At 66.3% G+C, this 18838-nt stretch carries 23 protein-coding genes; 18 read left to right on the plus strand and 5 right to left on the minus strand.

Annotation, left to right across the window (positions count from 1 at the left end; translation table 11 throughout):
- A partial coding sequence (locus AC5YDV_RS18420; RefSeq protein ID WP_496185039.1) for an IS3 family transposase occupies positions 1 to 716 on the plus strand: 716 nt, incomplete at its 5' end.
- An 18-nt stretch (positions 717 to 734) separates the two neighbouring features.
- Positions 735 to 1310, plus strand: coding sequence for a 6-phospho-3-hexuloisomerase (hxlB, locus tag AC5YDV_RS18425; protein WP_345045382.1), 576 nt, complete (start codon positions 735 to 737; stop codon positions 1308 to 1310).
- On the opposite strand, the gene AC5YDV_RS18430 is transcribed toward hxlB, so the two are convergent.
- The 5 genes from AC5YDV_RS18430 to AC5YDV_RS18450 all read right to left on the minus strand — a co-directional run bounded on the left by AC5YDV_RS18430 (position 1293) and on the right by AC5YDV_RS18450 (position 5939).
- The gene (locus AC5YDV_RS18430) at positions 1293 to 2372 is read right to left on the minus strand and encodes an IS630 family transposase (RefSeq protein WP_345045380.1); all 1080 of its coding nucleotides are present in this window, start codon (positions 2370 to 2372) and stop codon (positions 1293 to 1295) included. The genes hxlB and AC5YDV_RS18430 overlap by 18 nt on opposite strands.
- A gap of 147 nt (positions 2373 to 2519) precedes the next feature.
- On the minus strand, positions 2520 to 2996 hold the full coding sequence (locus tag AC5YDV_RS18435) for a EutP/PduV family microcompartment system protein (RefSeq protein ID WP_345045377.1): 477 nt from the start codon (positions 2994 to 2996) through the stop codon (positions 2520 to 2522).
- Between the two features lie 9 nt (positions 2997 to 3005).
- Positions 3006 to 3356 (minus strand): BMC domain-containing protein, encoded by a 351-nt coding sequence (locus tag AC5YDV_RS18440; protein WP_345045374.1) that lies wholly within the window; start codon positions 3354 to 3356, stop codon positions 3006 to 3008.
- A 70-nt stretch (positions 3357 to 3426) separates the two neighbouring features.
- Entirely contained in the window at positions 3427 to 4533 is a 1107-nt protein-coding gene (locus AC5YDV_RS18445) for a 1-propanol dehydrogenase PduQ (RefSeq protein ID WP_345045371.1), read from the minus strand.
- Positions 4534 to 4595: 62 nt separating this feature from the next.
- Entirely contained in the window at positions 4596 to 5939 is a 1344-nt protein-coding gene (locus tag AC5YDV_RS18450; RefSeq protein WP_345045368.1) for a PocR ligand-binding domain-containing protein, read from the minus strand.
- Between the two features lie 284 nt (positions 5940 to 6223).
- Here AC5YDV_RS18450 and AC5YDV_RS18455 point away from each other — a divergent pair, with 284 nt between their 5' ends.
- The 16 genes from AC5YDV_RS18455 to AC5YDV_RS18530 all read left to right on the plus strand — a co-directional run bounded on the left by AC5YDV_RS18455 (position 6224) and on the right by AC5YDV_RS18530 (position 18718).
- Positions 6224 to 6499, plus strand: a complete 276-nt coding sequence (locus AC5YDV_RS18455) for a BMC domain-containing protein (protein ID WP_345045366.1) — start codon at positions 6224 to 6226, stop codon at positions 6497 to 6499.
- 8 nt (positions 6500 to 6507) lie between these two features.
- On the plus strand, positions 6508 to 7284 hold the full coding sequence (pduB, locus tag AC5YDV_RS18460; RefSeq protein ID WP_345045364.1) for a propanediol utilization microcompartment protein PduB: 777 nt from the start codon (positions 6508 to 6510) through the stop codon (positions 7282 to 7284).
- An 8-nt stretch (positions 7285 to 7292) separates the two neighbouring features.
- The gene (locus AC5YDV_RS18465; protein WP_345045361.1) at positions 7293 to 8954 is read left to right on the plus strand and encodes a propanediol/glycerol family dehydratase large subunit; all 1662 of its coding nucleotides are present in this window, start codon (positions 7293 to 7295) and stop codon (positions 8952 to 8954) included.
- Between the two features lie 10 nt (positions 8955 to 8964).
- A complete protein-coding gene (locus tag AC5YDV_RS18470; RefSeq protein WP_345045358.1) occupies positions 8965 to 9633 on the plus strand; it encodes a propanediol/glycerol family dehydratase medium subunit in 669 nt (222 codons plus the stop codon).
- Positions 9634 to 9645: 12 nt separating this feature from the next.
- A complete protein-coding gene (locus tag AC5YDV_RS18475) occupies positions 9646 to 10161 on the plus strand; it encodes a diol dehydratase small subunit (protein ID WP_345045356.1) in 516 nt (171 codons plus the stop codon).
- Positions 10162 to 10254: 93 nt separating this feature from the next.
- Positions 10255 to 12087 carry a diol dehydratase reactivase subunit alpha gene (locus AC5YDV_RS18480; RefSeq protein ID WP_345045354.1) on the plus strand — a complete coding sequence of 611 codons (1833 nt, stop codon included), beginning with the start codon at positions 10255 to 10257 and terminating at the stop codon, positions 12085 to 12087.
- Positions 12084 to 12458 (plus strand): glycerol dehydratase reactivase beta/small subunit family protein, encoded by a 375-nt coding sequence (locus tag AC5YDV_RS18485; protein ID WP_345045351.1) that lies wholly within the window; start codon positions 12084 to 12086, stop codon positions 12456 to 12458. Before AC5YDV_RS18480 ends, AC5YDV_RS18485 begins: the two co-directional genes overlap by 4 nt.
- Positions 12436 to 12948, plus strand: a complete 513-nt coding sequence (locus AC5YDV_RS18490) for a BMC domain-containing protein (protein WP_425554621.1) — start codon at positions 12436 to 12438, stop codon at positions 12946 to 12948. Before AC5YDV_RS18485 ends, AC5YDV_RS18490 begins: the two co-directional genes overlap by 23 nt.
- A complete protein-coding gene (locus AC5YDV_RS18495; RefSeq protein WP_345045348.1) occupies positions 12945 to 13214 on the plus strand; it encodes a BMC domain-containing protein in 270 nt (89 codons plus the stop codon). Before AC5YDV_RS18490 ends, AC5YDV_RS18495 begins: the two co-directional genes overlap by 4 nt.
- A 5-nt stretch (positions 13215 to 13219) precedes the next feature.
- A complete protein-coding gene (pduL, locus tag AC5YDV_RS18500; RefSeq protein WP_459018358.1) occupies positions 13220 to 13873 on the plus strand; it encodes a phosphate propanoyltransferase in 654 nt (217 codons plus the stop codon).
- A gap of 8 nt (positions 13874 to 13881) precedes the next feature.
- Positions 13882 to 14628 carry a flavoprotein gene (locus AC5YDV_RS18505; protein WP_496185040.1) on the plus strand — a complete coding sequence of 249 codons (747 nt, stop codon included), beginning with the start codon at positions 13882 to 13884 and terminating at the stop codon, positions 14626 to 14628.
- Positions 14629 to 14630: 2 nt separating this feature from the next.
- Positions 14631 to 14900, plus strand: coding sequence for a EutN/CcmL family microcompartment protein (locus AC5YDV_RS18510; RefSeq protein WP_345045343.1), 270 nt, complete (start codon positions 14631 to 14633; stop codon positions 14898 to 14900).
- Positions 14901 to 14902: 2 nt separating this feature from the next.
- The gene (locus AC5YDV_RS18515; RefSeq protein ID WP_345045340.1) at positions 14903 to 15925 is read left to right on the plus strand and encodes a cob(I)yrinic acid a,c-diamide adenosyltransferase; all 1023 of its coding nucleotides are present in this window, start codon (positions 14903 to 14905) and stop codon (positions 15923 to 15925) included.
- The gene (locus tag AC5YDV_RS18520) at positions 15922 to 17349 is read left to right on the plus strand and encodes an aldehyde dehydrogenase family protein (protein WP_345045338.1); all 1428 of its coding nucleotides are present in this window, start codon (positions 15922 to 15924) and stop codon (positions 17347 to 17349) included. The genes AC5YDV_RS18515 and AC5YDV_RS18520 overlap by 4 nt, the downstream gene beginning before the upstream one ends.
- A gap of 190 nt (positions 17350 to 17539) precedes the next feature.
- Positions 17540 to 18379 (plus strand): ethanolamine utilization protein EutJ, encoded by an 840-nt coding sequence (gene eutJ / locus AC5YDV_RS18525; RefSeq protein ID WP_345045335.1) that lies wholly within the window; start codon positions 17540 to 17542, stop codon positions 18377 to 18379.
- Positions 18380 to 18493: 114 nt separating this feature from the next.
- Complete coding sequence (locus AC5YDV_RS18530) at positions 18494 to 18718, plus strand: transposase (protein ID WP_345045785.1); 225 nt, start codon at positions 18494 to 18496, stop codon at positions 18716 to 18718.
- Positions 18719 to 18838 lie beyond the last annotated feature (120 nt).

An 18838-nucleotide genomic window follows, 5' to 3' on the forward strand; every position in this document is an offset into this window, starting at 1 on the left:
GGGAGTGGCTGCGCGCCTGGGCGAAGGACCATCCCCGCTACGGGTATCGGCGGGCGTATCACGACGCCCGCGCCGAGGGCTGGGTGGTGAACCACAAGAAGGTCCAACGCCTGTGGCGTGACGAGGGGCTCCGGGTCCCGCAGCGGCGTCGAGGCAAGCGCGTCGGATCTTCGACCATCGACACGCCGACGGCGGACGCGCCGAACGTGGTGTGGGCGGTGGACTTCCAGTTCGACGCCGACGAGCAGGGCAGACCGATCAAGATCTGCTCGATCGTCGACGAGCACACCCGGGAGTGCATCGGCGGACTCACCGAACGATCGATCACCGCGGACCGGCTCACCGCCCACCTCGAGGACCTCGTCGCCGCCCGGGGCGCCCCGGCGGTGCTCAGGTCGGACAACGGGCCGGAGTTCATCAGCGAGGCGATGGCCGACTGGGCCGGCACCCGCACCGGCCTGTCCTACATCCCGCCGGGCTCGCCCTGGCGCAACGGGTACGTCGAGTCATTCAACAGCCGGATCCGCGACGAGTGCCTCAACATCAACAGCTTCTACTCGCTACTGCACGCACAGGTCGTGATCGGCGACTGGAAGGACGAGTACAACCATCACCGCCGGCACTCCTCGCTCGGCTACCTGCCCCCAGCCGAGTACGCTCGGCAATGCACCCATCAAATCGAAACCGACGACTCACACACCGTCCGGACCGAATGACGGGGGCGGCCCACCAGGATGACCTCTTCAACGACGTTGACCACGATTGTCGCCGAACTCGCCGCCGCCGGTGGCCAGATCGAGCAGGAGGAGTTCACACCGCTTTGTGACGCCCTCCTCGCCCCGAAACGGGTCTTCATCACCGGCGCCGGCCGATCCGGCTTCGTCGCTCGCGGCTTCGCCAACCGGCTCCTTCATCTCGGCCTCGCTGTCAGCTTCGTCGGCGAACCAACCACGCCACCCGTCAGGGCTGACGATCTCCTTGTGGTGATCTCCGGATCCGGGCGCACCGCCGGCCTGGTGGCGATGGCGGAGAAGGCGCACTCTGCTGGTGCCGCGGTGGCAACCATCACCACCGACACGGCCGGACCGATCGGGCAGCTTGCCACGGCATATCTCGCATTGCCCGGCCAGACCCGCCTCGGCGCAGACATCCAGGCAACTGCGGCTACGTCGATTCAGCCGGTCGGCACCCTCTTCGAGCAGTTGGCGTGGTTGGCCTGCGACTCCCTCATCGTGCTGCTGCGGGAACGGACGGGCCAGTCCAACGACGAGCTCATCGAACGCCACGCCAACCTAGTGGCCTGTCGATGAGACGTGTTGACGTTTGCGGTTGATTTTGTCGAGGATTTCGTCTGGGGTCTTGGTCCGGGTGAATGGGTGCTTGCGTTTGTTCCAGCCGGTGATGAAGGCGCGGATCTTGCCGGTGAGGTCCCGGACGGAGGTGAACGTGCCGCGCCGGATGGCTTGGCGTTCGATGATGCCGAACCAGACCTCGACGAGGTTGAGCCAGGATCCGGAGGTCGGGGTGAAGTGGACGTGGATCCGCGGGTTGTGCGCGAGCCAGTCGCGGACCTCGGCCTTCTTGTGGGTGGCGTAGTTGTCCATCACCAGGTGCAACTCGCGGTCGGGGTAGGCGCGGGCGACGTGCTTGAGGAACACCAGGAACTCCTGGTGCCGGTGCCGGCCCTTGCACACGCCGGTCACCTGGCCGGTGGCGACCTCCAGGGCGGCGAACAGGGTCGAGGTACCGTGCCGGACGTAGTCGTGGGTGCGTTGCTCGTTGTGGCCCGGCGCCATCGGCAGCACCTGCTGGGTGCGGTTCAACGCCTGGATCTGGCTCTTCTCGTCCACACACAACACGACCGCGTTCTCGGGCGGGTTGAGGTACAGGCCGACCACGTCGGTGACCTTCGCGACCAGTTCGGGGTCGGTGGAGAACTTGAACGTGTCGGCCTTCCACGGCCTGACCCCGAACTCCTTCCACACCCCGGCCACGGTGGAGTGGTCCAGGCCCAACCGGGCCGCCAGCAGCCGGCTCGACCAGTGCGTCACGCCCAGGCTCTCCGGCGGCGGCACCAACGTCGCGGCGATCACCTCCGCCCGGTCCACCCGCCGCGGCCGACCCGTCCGGGACTCATCGACCAACCCCCTCAGTCCGCGTTCGGCGTACCGGTCCCGCCACAGGTTCACCGTGGGACGCGACACCCCAACTCGATCGGCGATCACCTGGTTCCCGACCCCGTCGGCGGCCAACAGCACGATCCTTGCCCGCTGCGCCAACGACGCCATCACCGTCGCCGAACGGGTCAAACGCTCCAACTCGTCCCGGTCACCCGCACGCAACGGCAATGCCGGAGCCGTCCTGTTCGCCATGCTCCATTCTGACACGCAACCGTAAACTTACATCATCGACACGCCACTAGAGTGATTACGCAGCCTGCCAAGCTACGCGCGCCGACCCTCTCGTGGTCTGGCGCGCGTCGCGCAGTTGGGCTGCGGCGGCGGACCGCCAGGGGAGGATCACCTACCAGCACGGGGCTTAGTCGCGGCCAGGTCTTGGGCAGTCCCATCGTCACGATGGAGTTCGGCTATCAGTTCTTCGAGACCGTCACCGGTCAGCGAGTCGACGCAGAACACCTTGCTGGCGCCGGCGAGCCTGAGATGCCAGACGGCGTCGTCGCGGCGTCCCTTCGCCAGCCCGCATTTTGTGACGACCCCGATGACCTCACGGTTGAAGGCTGAGGCGAAGCCCGGCGGAAAGCGGGTGCCGCGCACGTCCGCGGCTTGCACCAAGACGACGAGATCAACCGCGTATGAGGCGTTGATCAGCGCGCTCTTGTAGATGCGGGACTCGAGGAACTCCCCGGGAGTGTCAACCACTCCGTGCTCGGTCTCGAGAGCCTGGGTCTTGGCGTACCTGAGTTTGTGGCCATGCAGCCGCTGTCGCAGGGTGGTCTTCCCGACACCGACGCTCCCAATCAGCAGAATCGAGCGCACGCCAGGGCCTTACGTCCGGGTGATCGGGCAGGGCGTGAAGCCGAGCACGCCGACCAGCGTCTCTACCACGGCCTGCACGCCGGCCTCGATGTCGGCGAGCTGGCCAACCAGGAGTAGCGAGCCCGAGAAGCGATCGACGTAGGCGAGTTCCACGTCCGCAGCCTTCGCGGCGATGTCCCCACCGATGATCGCTGCCTCGCCAGGGGTGAGTGTCATCACCGCGACGGAACCGGAGGCCTTGTCCTGAATGCCGATCTTCGGCAGGAGCTGCGGATCGGCATTGGCCATGATGTGTGCCAGTGTCACCTGTTTACCGGGTACGAACTCCTGGATGATCCGGGTCTTCTCGGTGTCGATCATTGGCGTTCCTTCGGCCCGCTGCGGGTAGGGCAGAGACCCTGCGCACGTGCTCGTATCGGAAGTGGTTCCATCACAGGATCTGACGCAGGATCGCGGTGAGTTGGGCTGTCGTCGGCTGAACCGGGTTGGTTGGTGTGCAGCGGTCATTCAGCGCTGTGCTGGCGATGTCGTCGGCCGAGGCCTGGAGATCGGCGACCGAGACGCCGGCTTCGCTGATCCGGGCGGGAATGTCCAGTTCGGAGCGGAGTCGCTCGACCGCGCCGATGAGCGACAGGACGCCCGCCTTGATACTGCCGCTGGCCATGCTTGTGAGGCGTGCCAGCCGGGCGTACCTCGCCGCGACCTCTGGCGATTCCGCTGCGTTGAACGCCATCACGTGAGGCAGCAACAGAGCGTTGAGCCGTCCGTGCGCCACCGGATATCGGCCACCGAGCGCGTGGGACAGGCTGTGCACGATGCCGAGGCCGGCGTGGTCGAAGGCGAGAGCCGCGAGCGTCGACGCGTTGTGCATTCGCTCCCGCGCGTCGAGTTCGGAGCCGTGCCGGTAGCAGCGGGCGAGGCTCCCGAAGACCATCTGAACGGACTTCTCGGCGAAGGCGTCGGAGAAGTCGCTGGCGTTCGTCGCCACGTAGGCCTCAAGACCATGGGTGAGCACATCCATGCCCGCGTCCGCGGTGACCTTGGGCGGAACGCCCAGGACAGCACGCGGGTCGAGAATGGCGACAGCTGGGCGCATGGCTGGGGACACCATGGCGATCTTTGCATGCGTCGCTTCATCGGTGACCACCGAGAACGAGGTCACTTCCGAGCCGGATCCGCTCGTCGTGGGTACGACCACCAGGCCATGTGGAGCGGCGCGTCCGACTTCAAGGGCAGCCTGATGCATCGCCTTGGCCGCATCGATCGGCGATCCGCCGCCGAGCGCCACCACCACCTCGGGGTCGGCCTTCAGGTAGCAGGTGGTCCCCTTCCCGACCAGGGTGACTGTCGGGTTCGGCTCGACGTCGTCGAACACGGTTACCTGGGAGCCGAGCCTGGCGCTGGCCTCGCGGAACAGGTCGGTGGACGCCAGGAAGGAATCTGTCACCAGCAGTACCCGTTGATCGCGGTACTGGTCCAGCGCTTCGAGGGCATTGGCCCCGAAACGGATTGACGTGTTGAGCTGGAATGTGGTCATTGCGGAGGGTCCTTTTTACGATTCAGCGGGCGCGCAGGCGCGGGGATTCCGGGGCACGATCGTCAACCTGCAGCGGCGAGCCGCTCGGCGCGTTGTTGCTGCCGATACTCACCCGGGGTGAGCCCGAGATGCTTCTTGAACGTTCGAGAGAAGTAGTTGCGCGGCTGGAATTCGAGTTCGGTGGCGATGCGCATGATGGGTTTGTCGGTGTGGGTCAGCATCAGCTTTGCTCGCTCCAGCCGTTTGGCCGTGACGTAGGCGGTGTGGCTTTGGCCGGTGTGCTGTTTGAACTGGCGGGAGTAATGAGATTCGGAGATCGCCAGGTACTGTGCCGCTGAGGAAACGGACAAGAATACCGTCGGATCCTTCTCGATCTCGTTGACGAGGCTCGCGATGGTGCGATCCTTCACCGCCAGTTTCGGTTCGATCAGGTCGTGCAGTTGGATCAGCAGCCGCTCGCAGTGAATCTGGCACTCGTAGCGGTTCATCGCAGCCCGGCGATTCCCGTTGCGGCTCGCCACCGCGAGCGTCATTTCCCGGCCGTACTGCGCGCCCTCGCGCTGGGCAACCGCGATCAACGCGTCCTCAAGGCTCCGCAGGTCGTCGCGGGGAATCTTCTGGCTCCATTGGGGCAGCAGACCGTCCAGGTAGGAGCCGAGCAGTTCCAGGTTGCCGCCCACGTTCTGGGCGTGCAGGTTGCGCCCGACGGCTACGACGTCGAGCTGGTTCCGCCGGCTGGCCGGGATCAGCGGGATCGGCTTGGAGAGGCCGTCGACCAGCGGAACCAGCAGGGGGCCCTGGTCGGCCTGGGCTACCACGGGAAGCCTGCCCAGGCTGGGCCCCGTCGTGACGAGGCCGAAGGTGTGCGACCGCTTGGACAGGGTCTCGTTGGCGAGTTGCGCGATGGCATTGGCGGCGCGGTGCAGCTCGTCGACGTCGATCGTCCTGATCTCGCTGGCCAGTTGCTGCAGTCCGGGGTCGGTGCTGGGTGTGGAGTGGGCAGCCAGCAGTTGCCGCAGATCGTACTGCCCCCTGGTCAGGAGTACCTGTCCGGCTGCGACCGCGCCGAGGAATTGGTTGCCCATGATGATGGAGACTGAGAAGTCGACCAGCCCGGCGTGGCACTGGTACACCACGGGCTTCCCTTCGATCGAGCTCTGGAACCCGCCGTGCGCGTCACAGCCGTAACAGAGCTCCCTCGTGGCGGGGTTGTTCCTCAGGAACTGGCAGAGCTCGGTGAAATGGGAAGGGTCGGTAACTGGGGCGCCAGTCGAGTCCACGGTGATGACGCCGAGCCCGGTGTCCGCTGCGAACTCGTCCTGTATCTGCTGGAGGCGTTCGACGTCGACGAGGTGACGGAGATCGAGAGCGCCGTAGTCACCGTCGCCCAAAACGATGTTCGACAATGCTCATCCCCTTTGATTCTGGCGTCCTCAGGATTCTTCTGTTGGCGCCGGCAATGCGGCCGAAGCAATTCGCAGGCGAGCGCTGGCCCGACGGTGACAGCGCCACATCTGGTCCCGGTCCCCGGAGCTTTCCCGCCATCTTAGGCAGACCTTGCCTCCCGTCTCTAGGGGCGGGAGACGCGGTAGGCGGCTTTGTGTAACCGCTTGCGCAGATCGTGCACTTCGATGCAGCTTACCCTTCCCGGGAGGTCATCAACCGGCCTCCCTAGACGAAGGAGTCCAACATGCAGGATGCACTGGGCCTGGTCGAGACCAAGGGATTCGTGGGCGCGGTCGAAGCCGCTGATGCGATGGTCAAGTCGGCGAACGTGCAGCTGATCGGCAACGAGAAGGTCGGAGCCGGTCTGGTGACGGTCATGGTCCGGGGCGATGTCGGTGCGGTGAAGGCGGCCACGGACGCTGGCGCGGCAGCTGCGGCAAAGGTAGGCGAGCTGGTATCGGTCCATGTGATCCCGCGTCCGCACTCCGATGTCGAGAAGATCCTTCCCGGCGCGAAGTGAGCTGAGTGATGTCTGAGGACCTGGTCGACAAGGTCATGGCGGAAGTCATGAAGAAGGTGTCGCCGCGGTTGGGTGACGGCGCGCCGTCAGCACGGCCCGCCGTCACCGAGTTCGTCGGCACGAACCGACTCGGTGATTCCATCGGCCTCGTCATTGCGAACGTCGACTCCGACCTTCTCGCGATGATGAGGCTGGAGCGGGACTACAAGTCTCTCGGGATCCTTGGCGCACGGACGGGCGCCGGCCCGCAGATCTTCGCCGCCGATGAAGCCGTCAAGGCGACCAACGCCGAGGTGCTGAGCATTGAGATGGCTCGCGACACCAAGGGCGGAGCCGGTCACGGCTCGCTGGTGGTGTTCGGGGCTGAGGATGTCTCCGATGCCCGTAGGGCCGTTGAAGTCGCGCTCGCCGAGCTGGACCGCACCTTTGGCGACATCTACGCCAACGATGCGGGCCACCTGGAGTTCCAGTACACCGCGCGTGCCAGCTATGCCCTGCAGAAGGCGTTCGGTGCACCGCTGGGCAGGGCGTTCGGCATCACCGTCGGGGCCCCGGCCGCAATCGGTGTTGTCCTGGCCGACACGGCCGTGAAGGCTTCGACCATCGACCTGATCGGCTACTCCAGCCCGGCACACGGCACCAGCCTCACCAACGAGGTCATCGCCGCGTTCTCCGGTGACTCCGGTGCCGTTCGGCAGGCGATCATCGCGGCCCGAGAGGTCGGCATGCCACTACTCGCGGCGCTCGGGACACAGCCCGAGTCGGCCTCCACCCCCTACATCTAGGACGAGCCATGAGGTCTAAGAGATTCGAAATACTGGACGCGCGTCCAGTCAACCAGGACGGCTACGTCAGCGAATGGCCCGAGGTGGGCCTGATCGCCATGGACGGTCCGAACGATCCTAAGCCGTCGATCAGGATCGAGAACGGCGAGATCGTCGAACTCGACGGCCGGCAACGTGCCGACTTCGACATGCTCGACACCTTCATCGCCAGCTACGGCATCAACCTGGAGCGAGCGGTGGAGGCGAACGCGATCGACTCGGTGCGCCTGGCCCACATGCTGTGCGACATCAACATCCCACGCCATGAGTTGATCCCGTTGACCACGGCCCTGACGCCCGCGAAGGCCGCCGAGGTGGTCTCCAAGATGAGCGTGCTGGAAATGATGGCCGCGGTGACCAAGCTGCGTGCCCGCAAACGGCCAGCCATGCAGGGACACGTCACCAGCGTGACGGACAACCCGGTGCAGTTGGCCGCGGATGCGGCTGAGGCCGGAATCCGCGGCTTCGCCGAAGAGGAGACCACCGTCGGGATCGTGCGCTACGCGCCGCTCAACGCGCTCGCTGTTCTGGTCGGTTCGCAGACCGGCAGGCCGGGAATCCTCTCCCAGTGCGCGGTGGAGGAAGCCACCGAACTCCAGCTCGGGATGCGCGGGCTCACGTCCTACGCCGAGACAGTCTCGGTCTACGGCACCGAAGCGGTATTCATGGACGGCGACGACACCCCTTGGTCGAAGGCGTTCCTGGCCTCCTGCTACGCCTCACGGGGCCTGAAGATGCGATTCACCTCCGGCACCGGCTCCGAGGTGCAGATGGGATTCGCCGAGGGCATGAGCATGCTCTACCTCGAATCCCGCTGTCAGTTCATCACCCGGGCGGCCGGTTCGCAGGGCACTCAGAACGGCTCGGTCTCCTGCGTGGGTGTGGTCGGAGGAGTGCCACAGGGCGTCCGTGCCTTCCTCGCAGAGAACCTGATCGCGATGATGCTGGACCTGGAGTGCGCCTCCGCCAACGACCAGTCGATGTCGCAGTCCGATCTGCGGCGGGTTGCGCGGTCGCTGATGCAGTTCGTTCCCGGCACTGACTTCATCTGCTCCGGCTACTCGACGGTGCCGAACTACGACAACATGTTCGGTGGCGGGCACTGGGACGCCGAGGACTTCGACGACTGGCTCATCCTGCAGCGTGACATGCGGGTGGACGGTGCGTTGTCCCCGGTGTCGGAAGAGGACGTGATCGCGATCCGCCGGAAAGCGACCCGCGCCATCCAGGCAGTCTTCAAGGAACTGGGGTTGCCCGAGATCACCGACGCCGAGGTGGAGGCGGCGACCTACGGACACGGCTCTCGAGATCTCCCCGCCCGCAATGTGGTGGAGGACCTGGTGGCGGCCGACGACCTGATGAAGCGCGAGATCACCGGTCTCGATGTGGTGCAGGCGCTGATCCGCAGCGGCTTCGATGACGTAGCTGAGGCAGTGTTCAACCTGATCAAGCACCGCATGGCAGGCGACTACCTGCAGACCGCGGCCATCTTCGATGGTGATTTCCGGATCGATTCGGCAGTGAACAACCCCAACGACTACGCGGGCCCGATGACCGGCTACCAGATGTCGCCGGAACGCTGGGATCAGATCAAGACGATCCGTCAGGCCGTCAGCCCGGAAAGCATCTGAGGTGACAGTCATGGATCAAGCCACACTCAAGAGTCTGGTCGAGCAGGTCATCCGTGAGGTCGTTGGTGGGACGGCGTCGGCACCGAACCCCGTGACGGCTGCTGGCACCGCGGCACCTGCGGCGAACGTCGGCGAACTGCGGATCGTGGAAGCCGGAGACGCTCAGCGCGGAACCGACCCGAAGGAGGTCGTCATCGCGCTCTCGCCGGCGTTCAGCACTGGGATCCACCGGACCATCATCGGGATTCCGCACGCCACGGCGCTCAAGGAACTCTGTGCCGGCCTGGAGGAGGAGGGCATGAGGTACCGCTTCGTGCGTATCTACAAGACGGCCGATGTCGGTTTCGTGGCGCACGAGGCGGCCAAGTTGTCCGGCTCCGGCATCGGGGTCGGAATCCAGTCCCGCGGGACGACGGTGATTCATCAGAAGGATCTGCCGCCGTTGTCGAATGTCGAGTTGTTCAGTCAGTCGCCGCTGATCGACGAGGCCACCTTCAGGGCGATCGGCAAGAACGCGGCCCGGTACGCCAAGGGGGAGAACCCCGAGCCGGTCCCGGTCCGCAACGATCCGAGCACCCGACCGAAGTACCAGGCCATCGCGGCGCTCCTGCACAACAAGGAGACGACGTTGTGTGATCCGTCCAAGAAGCCGCAAGCGCTTCAGGTAACCATCGGCTAGGAGGGCAAGGTCATGGATCAAGAGGAACTGATTCGTCAGATCATGGCCGAGGTCATGAAGAATCTCGGCAGCGAGAACCAGGTTGCGTTCGAGAAAAAGCCGGTGCCGGCCGGAGCCACGGTGGGCGTAGCCGACTATCCGCTGGCCGAACGACGCCCTGAGCTGGTGCGCACCGACAGCGGCGCGCGACTGGCCGAGCTGACGTTCGAGCGGCTGAAGTCGGGGGAACTGAAGCCGTCGGATTTCAAGATCTCGGCTGACACGCTCGAGCTGCAAGCGCAGGTGGCCGACGATGTCGGACGCGGTTCGCTGGCTCGCAACCTGCGCCGCGCGGCGGAGTTGGTTGCGGTGCCGGACGATCGGCTGCTGGCCATCTACGACGCCCTTCGGCCATACCGGTCCACCAAGAAGGAGCTGCTGGATATCGCCGCCGAACTCGAAGGTACCTACGACGCGAAGGCCGCGGGGATATTCGTCCGCGAGGCCGCCGAGGTCTACCAGGCGCGTGGCCGGCTGCGAGTCGACTGAGCACGTGCTGACGGGCGTGGAGGCGGATACCCGCCGCCACGCCCGTCCTCCCAGGAACCAACCTGCCGCCGTGGCCGGGGAGGTTCCCCATTGATGACCGACCGCACCAGAGAGGAACCCGTGAAGCTGATCGCCGGGATCGACATCGGCAATGCGACCACTGAGGTCGCACTTGCCGAGGTTGACGGCGCGGACCTACGGTTCGTGGCCAGCGGCACCATCCCGACAACGGGCATCAAGGGCACTGATGCCAATCTGACCGGTATCTTTCACGCCCTGCAGGATGCGGTGAAGGCGGCCGGGCGCTCACTCTCGGACCTTGAACTCGTCCGGATCAACGAGGCGGCCCCGGTGATCGGCGACGTCGCGATGGAGACGATCACCGAAACCATCATCACCGAGTCGACCATGATCGGACACAATCCGGCGACGCCGGGAGGGCTGGGGATCGGTGTGGGCGTAACCGTTCCCATCGACGAACTGTCCGCGGCGCCGCCGGGCTCGTGCATCGTCGTGGCCGGCCGGACCCACCCCTACGACGACATCGCCCGCCGGCTCAACGAGGCTACCGCCGAGGTGGCCGGTGCGATCCTGCAGTCCGACGACGGCGTCCTGGTCCACAACCGGCTCAACCGCAAGATCCCGATCGTCGATGAGGTGCACCTGATCGAGAAGGTCCCGCTGGGCATGCTCGCGGCCATCGAGGTCGCCGAGGCCGGACGAATCGTCGAGACCCTGGCGAACCCGTTCGGCATCGCGACCCTGTTCGGGCTGGACGCCGAGGACACCAAGCAGGTCGTGCCGCTCGCCCGCTCGCTGGTGGGCAATCGATCCGCGGTAGTGATCAAGACTCCCCAGGGGGACGTCCAGGAGCGGCGCATCCCGGCCGGCAAGCTGACCGTGCACGGCGCTGCGAGCCGGCTGGAAGTGGATGTCGAACGAGGCGCCGAGGAGATCATGTCGGCGGTTGGTCGGGTGCGCCAGGTCAACGACGTCACCGGCGAACCCGGCACCAACGTGGGCGGCATGATGGAGAAGGTGCGCGTCACCATGGCGCAGCTGACCAACCTTCAGCCGCGGGACGTGAATGTCACCGATCTGCTAGCGGTCGATACCCAGGTACCCCGGCGGGTGGCCGGCGGAATCGCCAACGAATTCTCGATGGAGGCTGCGGTCGGCATCGCGGTCATGGTCAAGACCGACCGGCTGCAGATGCAGCGGATCGCGGCCGGACTCGAAGCCAAGCTGGCTGTCGCGATCGAGGTGGGCGGGGTCGAGGCCGACATGGCCATCCGCGGTGCGCTGACCACGCCGGGCACCGCCGCGCCGATCGCGATCCTCGATATGGGAGCCGGTTCCACCGACGCTTCCGTGATGCGGGCCGACGGAACCGGTGAGTCGATCCACCTGGCCGGGGCCGGCAACATGGTGACGCTGATGATTCAGTCGGAGTTGGGCCTGGAGAACTTCGAACTCGCCGAGGATCTCAAACGCCACCCGCTGGCCAAGGTCGAGACGGTGTTCAACATCCGGCACGAAGACGGCACGGTGCAGTTCTTCGAGGAGCCGCTTCCGCCTGAGGTCTACGCGCGGGTGGTCATCCTCAAACCTGAGGGAATGGTGCCGCTCGATCTTGATCTGCCGGTGGAGACCATTCGTCAGGTGCGGATCCGGGCGAAGGAACGCGTCTTCGTCACCAACGCCATTCGTGCGCTCCGCCGGGTGAGCCCGACCGACAACGTACGCGACATCGACTTCGTCGTCTTGGTCGGTGGCTCGGCGCTCGATTTCGAGATCCCGCAATTGGTCACCGCGGCACTGGCCGAGTACCGAGTCGTCGCCGGGCGCGCCAACGTGCGGGGCACCGAAGGTCCGCGTAACGCGGTCGCGACCGGGCTTGCTCTCAGTTGGCAGGAGCAGTCATGACCAAGCCGACGCCTCCGGCCATCGCACTGCACGTTCACCTGGACGTGCCCGAGACCGCGCTGACCAGTCTGCTGCTCGGCATGGAAGAGGAAGGAGTGCCCGCGGAGGTGACCCGCCGCGACGAACTCAACCCGCTCGCGCTCGCCCACGCTGCTTCCCTCGAGTCCAGGCTGGGAATCGGGGTCGGTGTCGCGCTCGACTACGCCGTGGTCACCACCGAGAAGCTCCCTGAAGGGCGGCCGTACATCGCGGAATGGCTGGGGGTCAGTGACCGCATCGTCGGATCCAACGCCGCTCGAATCGTCAAGCGCATCCCGCTGCGCGCCACCACCAGAGAAGGGAATCAACATGCAAGCCTTGGGGCTGATTGAGGTTGTGGGGCTGACCGCTGGCCTTGAGGCGGCCGACGTCGCGTGCAAGACCGCAGATGTGGAGTTGGTCGGCTACGAGCTGGCCAGGGGCAGCGGCTACGTCACCATCAAAGTGCTCGGCCAGGTCGGAGCGGTCAACGCCGCTGTCGCAGCCGCTGTCTCCGCGGCGGGACGACTCAACCAGGTGGTGAGTTCACTGGTCATCCCGCGGCCGGCCTCGGGAGTGGGGTCTCTGGTCCGGAATGCCGCGACGATCGGGTTCGACCCGGTCCCGGTGGTCGATACCCCAGAGGAAGCGGCGCCGCCGCCGGAGCCGGCAGCTCCGTCGGAGACAGCCACTCCGGCGGAGACTGCCCCTCCGCCCGACACCGAAGTTGAGGATGCCGCCGACACGCCGGATGTGGAGACGCCCCGCAGGGGCGCCGCACGAAGCGCTGCACCGAAGGCTGGCGCGCGACCGGCACCCACCCAGAAAGGAGACCAAGCATGAGCCAGGCGCTCGGCATTATCGAGACCAGGGGCTTCGTCGGCGCCGTTGAGGCTGCCGACGCCATGGCCAAGGCTGCGAATGTCAGCCTGATAGGGTCGGTCCGGATCGGCTCCGCGCTCGTCACGGTGCTGGTCCGCGGCGATGTCGGAGCGGTCAGGGCGGCCGTGGACGCGGGTGCCGCGGCGGCGGAACGGGTCGGTACCGTCGTGGCTCGCCACGTCATCCCGCGGCCGCACCGCGATGTCGAGAAGCTCCTGCCGAGGTGATGACCATGCCCGGGACTCTTCTGATCGATGAGATCGTCGAGCGAGTTCTGCAGAGAATCGCCGAGGCGGACCCCGCCCAGACCATCGTCGGGATCTCCAACCGGCACGTCCACCTCGACGATGCCGACTTCCACACCCTCTTTGGCTACGCCAAGCCGACGGTGAAGAAGTACGTGCGCCAGCGCGGCGAGTTCGCCGCAGAGGAGACAGTCACCCTGCACGGACCCCGGGGCCACATGGACCGGGTTCGGGTGATGGGCCCGAACCGTCCGGCCACCCAGGTGGAACTCAGCCGTACCGACTGCTTCGCGCTCGGCGTGGCAGCACCGATGGCGCAGTCGGGGAATCTGGCCGAGGCCGGGCCGATCGAGATCGAGGGCCCGGTCGGCCGGGTGGTGAAGGCCCATGCGGCGATCGTCGCGGGCCGTCACATCCACATGGGCCCGGACGATGCCGCCAGGCTGGGCGTCAAGGACCAGGACCGGGTCAGCGTTGTCTTCGGTGGCGAGCGCGGCGGTCGGCTCGACCAGTTCCTGGTGCGAGTGAAGGAGAGCTTCCTGCTGGAGTTGCACCTCGACACCGACGAGGGAAATGCGATCGGCGCCCGGACGGGGGACTACGTGACGATCTGCGACGTGCCCCGGCGGACCTCACCGTAGGCGTGACAGTGGACGAGCGGGAACTGCGCGGGCTGATCCGCCAGATTGTGTCGGACATGCTGCAGCCGCGGCGCGGTCAGAACGCACTGGTGCTGTTCAGCGGTGCCTCACTCGGCTTCGAAGCGGCGTTGGGCTCCCTGGCGCGACTCGCTCCGGAGATGGGTCTCGACTGGATCCAGACCCCCGCCGCCGAGCACATCCTGGATCAGGACGCGATCGCCGCCTCGGGGATGACCCCGGCCAACCAGTCACTGGTGCAGGCACACGACGTGCTGATTGTGCCCACCGCGACAGTCAACCTGCTGGCAAAGGTCGCCCACGGTGTCTGTGACTGTCTGGCATCGAATGTGATGGCGGAGTTCATCATGAGCAACAAGCCGGTCGTGGTGGCCGTGAACGCCGCGTGCCCGGACAGCGCCGACAAGCGAGGCTGGTTCCCCGATATTCCCCCGGGCTACCGGGATCTGTTGCGGGGGAACCTGGAGCGGGTGCGGTCGTTCGGGGTCCGGCTGACCTCGGCCGAACAGCTGGATCGGGCAGTGCGGCGGCAGCTGACGAAGACAGCCGCGCTGCCCGGCGGCGATGCCACTCAGGAGAGTCCTGTGATCAGGTGCACCGAGCCGGTGGTACACGAAGCCCTGCTCCGCGCGGTCCCCCCGGGCACCGTGCTGCAGCTCGAACCGGCCGCGCTGATCACGCCGCTGGCTCGGGAGACCGCAGCCGCGCGCAGTATCGCCTTTGAGAGAGTGAGCTGACGATGTATCTGGCCAAGGTGATCGGCAATGTTGTCTCCACCAGCAAGGACGAACGGCTGGTGGGCTTCAAACTCCTGCTGGTGAGGCGGCTGAACGAGCTCCACGAGCTTGTCGGGGTGCCCGAGGTCTGCGTAGACACCGTCGGTGCCGGCAATGGCGAGACGGTCATCGTCACGAAGGGATCCTCTGCGCGGTTCGCCGCGGACCGCCAGAGCAGCCCGATCGACTCCACGATCGTCGGGATCGTGGACACCGTAGAGATAGAGGCCTAGCCATGCCCGCGGTCTATACCCGCACCGGTGACAAGGGTGACACCGGTCTGTTCGGCGGCTCACGAGTGGCCAAGCAGAGCCTCCGCGTGGAGGCCTACGGCACCGTGGACGAGGCGAATGCCGCCCTCGGCGAAGCGAGGGCGGCCTTCGAGCCTAGTCGCTGGCGCAACCATCTGCATGCCATCCAGCTACGCCTGTTCGTGGTGGCCGCCGAACTGGCCTCCGACGCCCAAGGCGCGGCCCAGTTGGGCAACACGGTCTCCGCCGCCGACATCGCCGGCCTGGAGCGGCTGATCGATGAGTGTCTGGAGATCACCGGCCCGCAGCGGGCTTTCGTGGTGCCGGGGCGCGACCCGCTGTCCGCCCGGCTTCACCTGGCGCGCACCATCGTGCGTCGAGCCGAGCGCCGCACTCTCACGTTGGCAGAACGTGAGCCGGTACGACCCGAGCTGGTGACCTACCTCAACCGGCTCTCGGACGCGGTCTACGCCTTGGCCCGGCTGGCTGAGACCTGGCACGATCGCGCCCGGGTTGAGCGGGCAGTCCGCGATGCCGTAGCCAAGCTGCTGCCCGGCGAGGCAGCGCCGGCGGGTGACCCGGCGCCGTCGACAACCGAGTTCACGCTCGACCTGGCCCAGCGGCTTGCCGCCGCCGCCGAGCAGGCGGCCCAGGCTCGTGGGGTACCGATGGTGATCGCCGTCGTCGACTCATCAGGGAACCTCGTCCTGCTCCACCGCATGCCCGGCTCGCTGTTGGCGAGCCTGGAACTCGCACCGAACAAGGCATGGACCGCGATTGCTTTCAAACAGAGCAGTGCGGCCGTCGGTGCGCTCGCCGCGCAGGGCGGGCCGTTGCCGGGCCTTGCCAGTGGCAACTCGGGCCGCGTCGTCCTCTTCGGCGGCGGTGCGCCCCTGGTTACCCAGGGCGCCATCGTAGGCGCCCTGGGTATCTCCGGCGGCACCGTCGAAGAGGACATCGCCGTGATGAACGAAGCAATCAACAGCGTGATGGGAGTAAAGGAATGACGATCGACACTGCTCAACTCGTTGCGGTCATCCGAGAGGTGCTGGCCGAACATGACGGCGGGCCACCCCGCGCTGCTGCGCCGTCCACGCCGCGGCCCGGCGTCCAGGGCGACGGTGTATTCGCCGACATGGACGGCGCCGTCAACGCAGCGGCGGCGGCTGCCCAGGAGTATCGCCGGTGCACGATGGCCGACCGGAGGCGCTTCGTCTCCGCCATTCGCGAGGTCATGCTCAAGCCGGAGAACCTCGACAACATGTCGGTCCAGGCCGTGATCGAGACCGGGATGGGCAATGCGGAACACAAGTACCTGAAGAACAAGGCCGCCGCAGAAGGAACCCCCGGGGTCGAGGATCTGGAGACGACGGCGTGGTCAGGCGACGAGGGCCTCACCACCGTGGAGTACTCCGCCTACGGAGTGATCGGCGCGATCACCCCGACCACCAACCCGACGGAGACGGTCACCTGCAACTCCATCGGCATGCTCGCGGCAGGCAACGCGGTGGTGTTCAGCCCCCATCCTCGGGCCAAGAACCTGACTCTGTGGCAGGTCCGGCAACTGAATCAGGCGCTGCGCGCCGCCGGTGCGCCGGAGAACCTGATCGTCACCGTCTCCGAACCGTCGATCGAGAACACGAACAAGATGATCGCCCACCCGGGCGTGAAGATGCTGGTGGCGACCGGTGGACCCGGGATCGTGAAGACAGTGCTCAGTTCCGGCAAGAAGGCGATCGGCGCAGGCGCCGGCAATCCGCCGGTCGTGGTCGACGCCACCGCCGACATCGGGTACGCGGCCAAATGCATCGTCGATGGTGCGAGCTTCGACAACAACGTGCCATGCACGGCTGAGAAGGAGATCGTGGCCGTCGATGCGGTGGCCGACCTGCTCAAGTTCGAGATGGTCAAGCAAGGAGCCTACGAAGCCTCTGCCGAGGAGGTGCGCCGCATCGAGGCGCTCGTGCTGAACCAGAAGCGAACCGGTCCGGACACCGGCTGGGTGGGAAAGCCCGCCGCCGAGATTCTCCGCGCCATCGGCGTCGAGCCGCCGGCAGGCGTGCGGCTGATCGTGTGCGAGGTGGACGCCAGTCACCCGTTCGTGGTCCACGAACTGATGATGCCGGTGATTGGGCTGGTCCGGGTGCCTGATGTGGACGCGGCCATCGCGCTCGCTGTCGAGCTGGAGCACGGCTACCGGCACACCGCGATCATGCACTCGAGGGACGTCAAGGCCCTCACCCGGATGGGACGAGAGATACAGACCACAATCTTCGTGAAGAACGGACCCTCGTTCAACGGCCTCGGCATCGGCGGCGAGGGCTTCCCAACCTTCACCATCGCCGGCCCGACCGGCGAGGGCCTGACCCGGACCCGCAACTTCGCAAGGGTGCGCCGGTGCGTCCTGATCGGAGATCTCAACGTGCGCTGATGCGCCCCCGGGCGCGGGATCGCCTCGGATGCCGGATGCCGGCTCTCTCTGCGGTGCGATCGGTCAGCAGGGGCGTACCGATCGGGAAGGGGCGCGCCGCCAGAGTGCCCGGCATCCGGTAACGGGTGGCCGAACGAAGGGTCAGGTGAAGAGCTGAGGAGTGTCTGCGAGCATGGAGTCTTCAAACCCTATGGCCATCGAACCCGAAGGGGCCATTCGTCGCTTCGCGGAGTTGACCCGCACCGGTGCGGTTGACGAGCCGTACGGCGAACCCCGGCTGGGCATCGACCTCGGCACCGCGAACATCGTGGCGTCCGTCGTTGACCAACTCGACCGCCCGGTGACCGGAGCCTCGCTCCACTCCACCGTGGTCCGCGACGGCGTCGTGGTGGACTGGGTGGGTGCGACCACCGCCGTCAGAAGCCTCGCCGCAGAGGTCGGGCATCGACTTGGCGTTCGGTTCACGGCGGCATCGCTCTCGATCCCGCCGGGTATCAGTCAGGGTGACATCCAGGTCTTCCGCAATGTCGCTGAGGCTGCCGACCTTGATGTCGAGGGCGTCGTGGACGAGCCGGTGGCGGCTGCCCGGGCGCTCGGGATCACCGACGGCTGTGTGATCGACATCGGCCACGGCACCACCGGGGTATCCATCCTGGCCGGAGGTGAGGTGGTCTGTTCGGTGGACGAGGCCACCGGTGGCCACCATATGACCCTCGTCGTCGCCGGCCGCCGCAAGATCGATTACGACGCGGCCGAGGCGGTGAAGAGGGATGCTGCGGAGTATGACAGTGTCCTCGGCCTGATCCGGCCGACCCTCGAGAAGATGGCGTCGATCGCGGCGTCCGTGCTGGACGGACAGGACGTGCCGATGATCTACCTGGTCGGCGGGTCGAGTTCCTTCCCCCATGCTGCCGACGTGTTCGCGACCTGGCTGGACCGGCCGGTGATCCGGCCGACTGACCCGCTCTTCGTCACCCCGCTAGGCGTCCCCATGCGCGGACCCGCCGGTTCAGGTCAGCGAGTCGGCTAGAGGATACTGCATCGCCCCGGGTCTGATGGAGGCTCTCATCACACGGAAGGATGGGAGTCATGGCAGCACCGAGGAAGTATTCGGAGGAATTGAAGGAGCGCGCCACTCGGATGGGTGGAGGCGCGGAGGGATCCAGCCAGCCGGGCCGGGGCGATCAGCCGGATCGGCAAGCAGTTGGGGATTCATCCGGAGGCGTTGCGGAACTGGGTCCGCCAGGCTGAGGTCGATACCGGCGTGCGGGAGGGTGTCAGCAGCGATGACAAGGCGAAGATCGTCGCCTTGGAGCGTGAGGTGCGTGAGCTGCGGCGGGCGAACACGATCCTGCGGCAAGCGGCTTGATATGTAGGTGATCTCGACTCCGGGTGGATGGCGGTTCGTGACGGGGTCGACGATGTGGTCGTCGTTCTCGTGGCTGGAGCTGTTGATGGAGTTGTTCGTGCCTGTCCTTGCCCGCTCGCG

The organism is Propioniciclava sp. LT432 (assembly GCF_059515965.1).

Coding starts and splice junctions, on each gene's coding strand:
- hxlB (WP_345045382.1), top strand. CDS start 735: ATGACCTCTTCAACGACGTTGACCACGATTGTCGCCGAACTCGCCGCC.
- AC5YDV_RS18430 (WP_345045380.1), bottom strand. CDS start 2,372: ATGGCGAACAGGACGGCTCCGGCATTGCCGTTGCGTGCGGGTGACCGG.
- AC5YDV_RS18440 (WP_345045374.1), bottom strand. CDS start 3,356: ATGATCGACACCGAGAAGACCCGGATCATCCAGGAGTTCGTACCCGGT.
- AC5YDV_RS18445 (WP_345045371.1), bottom strand. CDS start 4,533: ATGACCACATTCCAGCTCAACACGTCAATCCGTTTCGGGGCCAATGCC.
- AC5YDV_RS18455 (WP_345045366.1), top strand. CDS start 6,224: ATGCAGGATGCACTGGGCCTGGTCGAGACCAAGGGATTCGTGGGCGCG.
- pduB (WP_345045364.1), top strand. CDS start 6,508: ATGTCTGAGGACCTGGTCGACAAGGTCATGGCGGAAGTCATGAAGAAG.
- AC5YDV_RS18465 (WP_345045361.1), top strand. CDS start 7,293: ATGAGGTCTAAGAGATTCGAAATACTGGACGCGCGTCCAGTCAACCAG.
- AC5YDV_RS18470 (WP_345045358.1), top strand. CDS start 8,965: ATGGATCAAGCCACACTCAAGAGTCTGGTCGAGCAGGTCATCCGTGAG.
- AC5YDV_RS18475 (WP_345045356.1), top strand. CDS start 9,646: ATGGATCAAGAGGAACTGATTCGTCAGATCATGGCCGAGGTCATGAAG.
- AC5YDV_RS18480 (WP_345045354.1), top strand. CDS start 10,255: ATGACCGACCGCACCAGAGAGGAACCCGTGAAGCTGATCGCCGGGATC.
- AC5YDV_RS18485 (WP_345045351.1), top strand. CDS start 12,084: ATGACCAAGCCGACGCCTCCGGCCATCGCACTGCACGTTCACCTGGAC.
- AC5YDV_RS18490 (WP_425554621.1), top strand. CDS start 12,436: ATGCAAGCCTTGGGGCTGATTGAGGTTGTGGGGCTGACCGCTGGCCTT.
- AC5YDV_RS18495 (WP_345045348.1), top strand. CDS start 12,945: ATGAGCCAGGCGCTCGGCATTATCGAGACCAGGGGCTTCGTCGGCGCC.
- pduL (WP_459018358.1), top strand. CDS start 13,220: ATGCCCGGGACTCTTCTGATCGATGAGATCGTCGAGCGAGTTCTGCAG.
- AC5YDV_RS18510 (WP_345045343.1), top strand. CDS start 14,631: ATGTATCTGGCCAAGGTGATCGGCAATGTTGTCTCCACCAGCAAGGAC.
- AC5YDV_RS18515 (WP_345045340.1), top strand. CDS start 14,903: ATGCCCGCGGTCTATACCCGCACCGGTGACAAGGGTGACACCGGTCTG.
- AC5YDV_RS18520 (WP_345045338.1), top strand. CDS start 15,922: ATGACGATCGACACTGCTCAACTCGTTGCGGTCATCCGAGAGGTGCTG.
- eutJ (WP_345045335.1), top strand. CDS start 17,540: ATGGCCATCGAACCCGAAGGGGCCATTCGTCGCTTCGCGGAGTTGACC.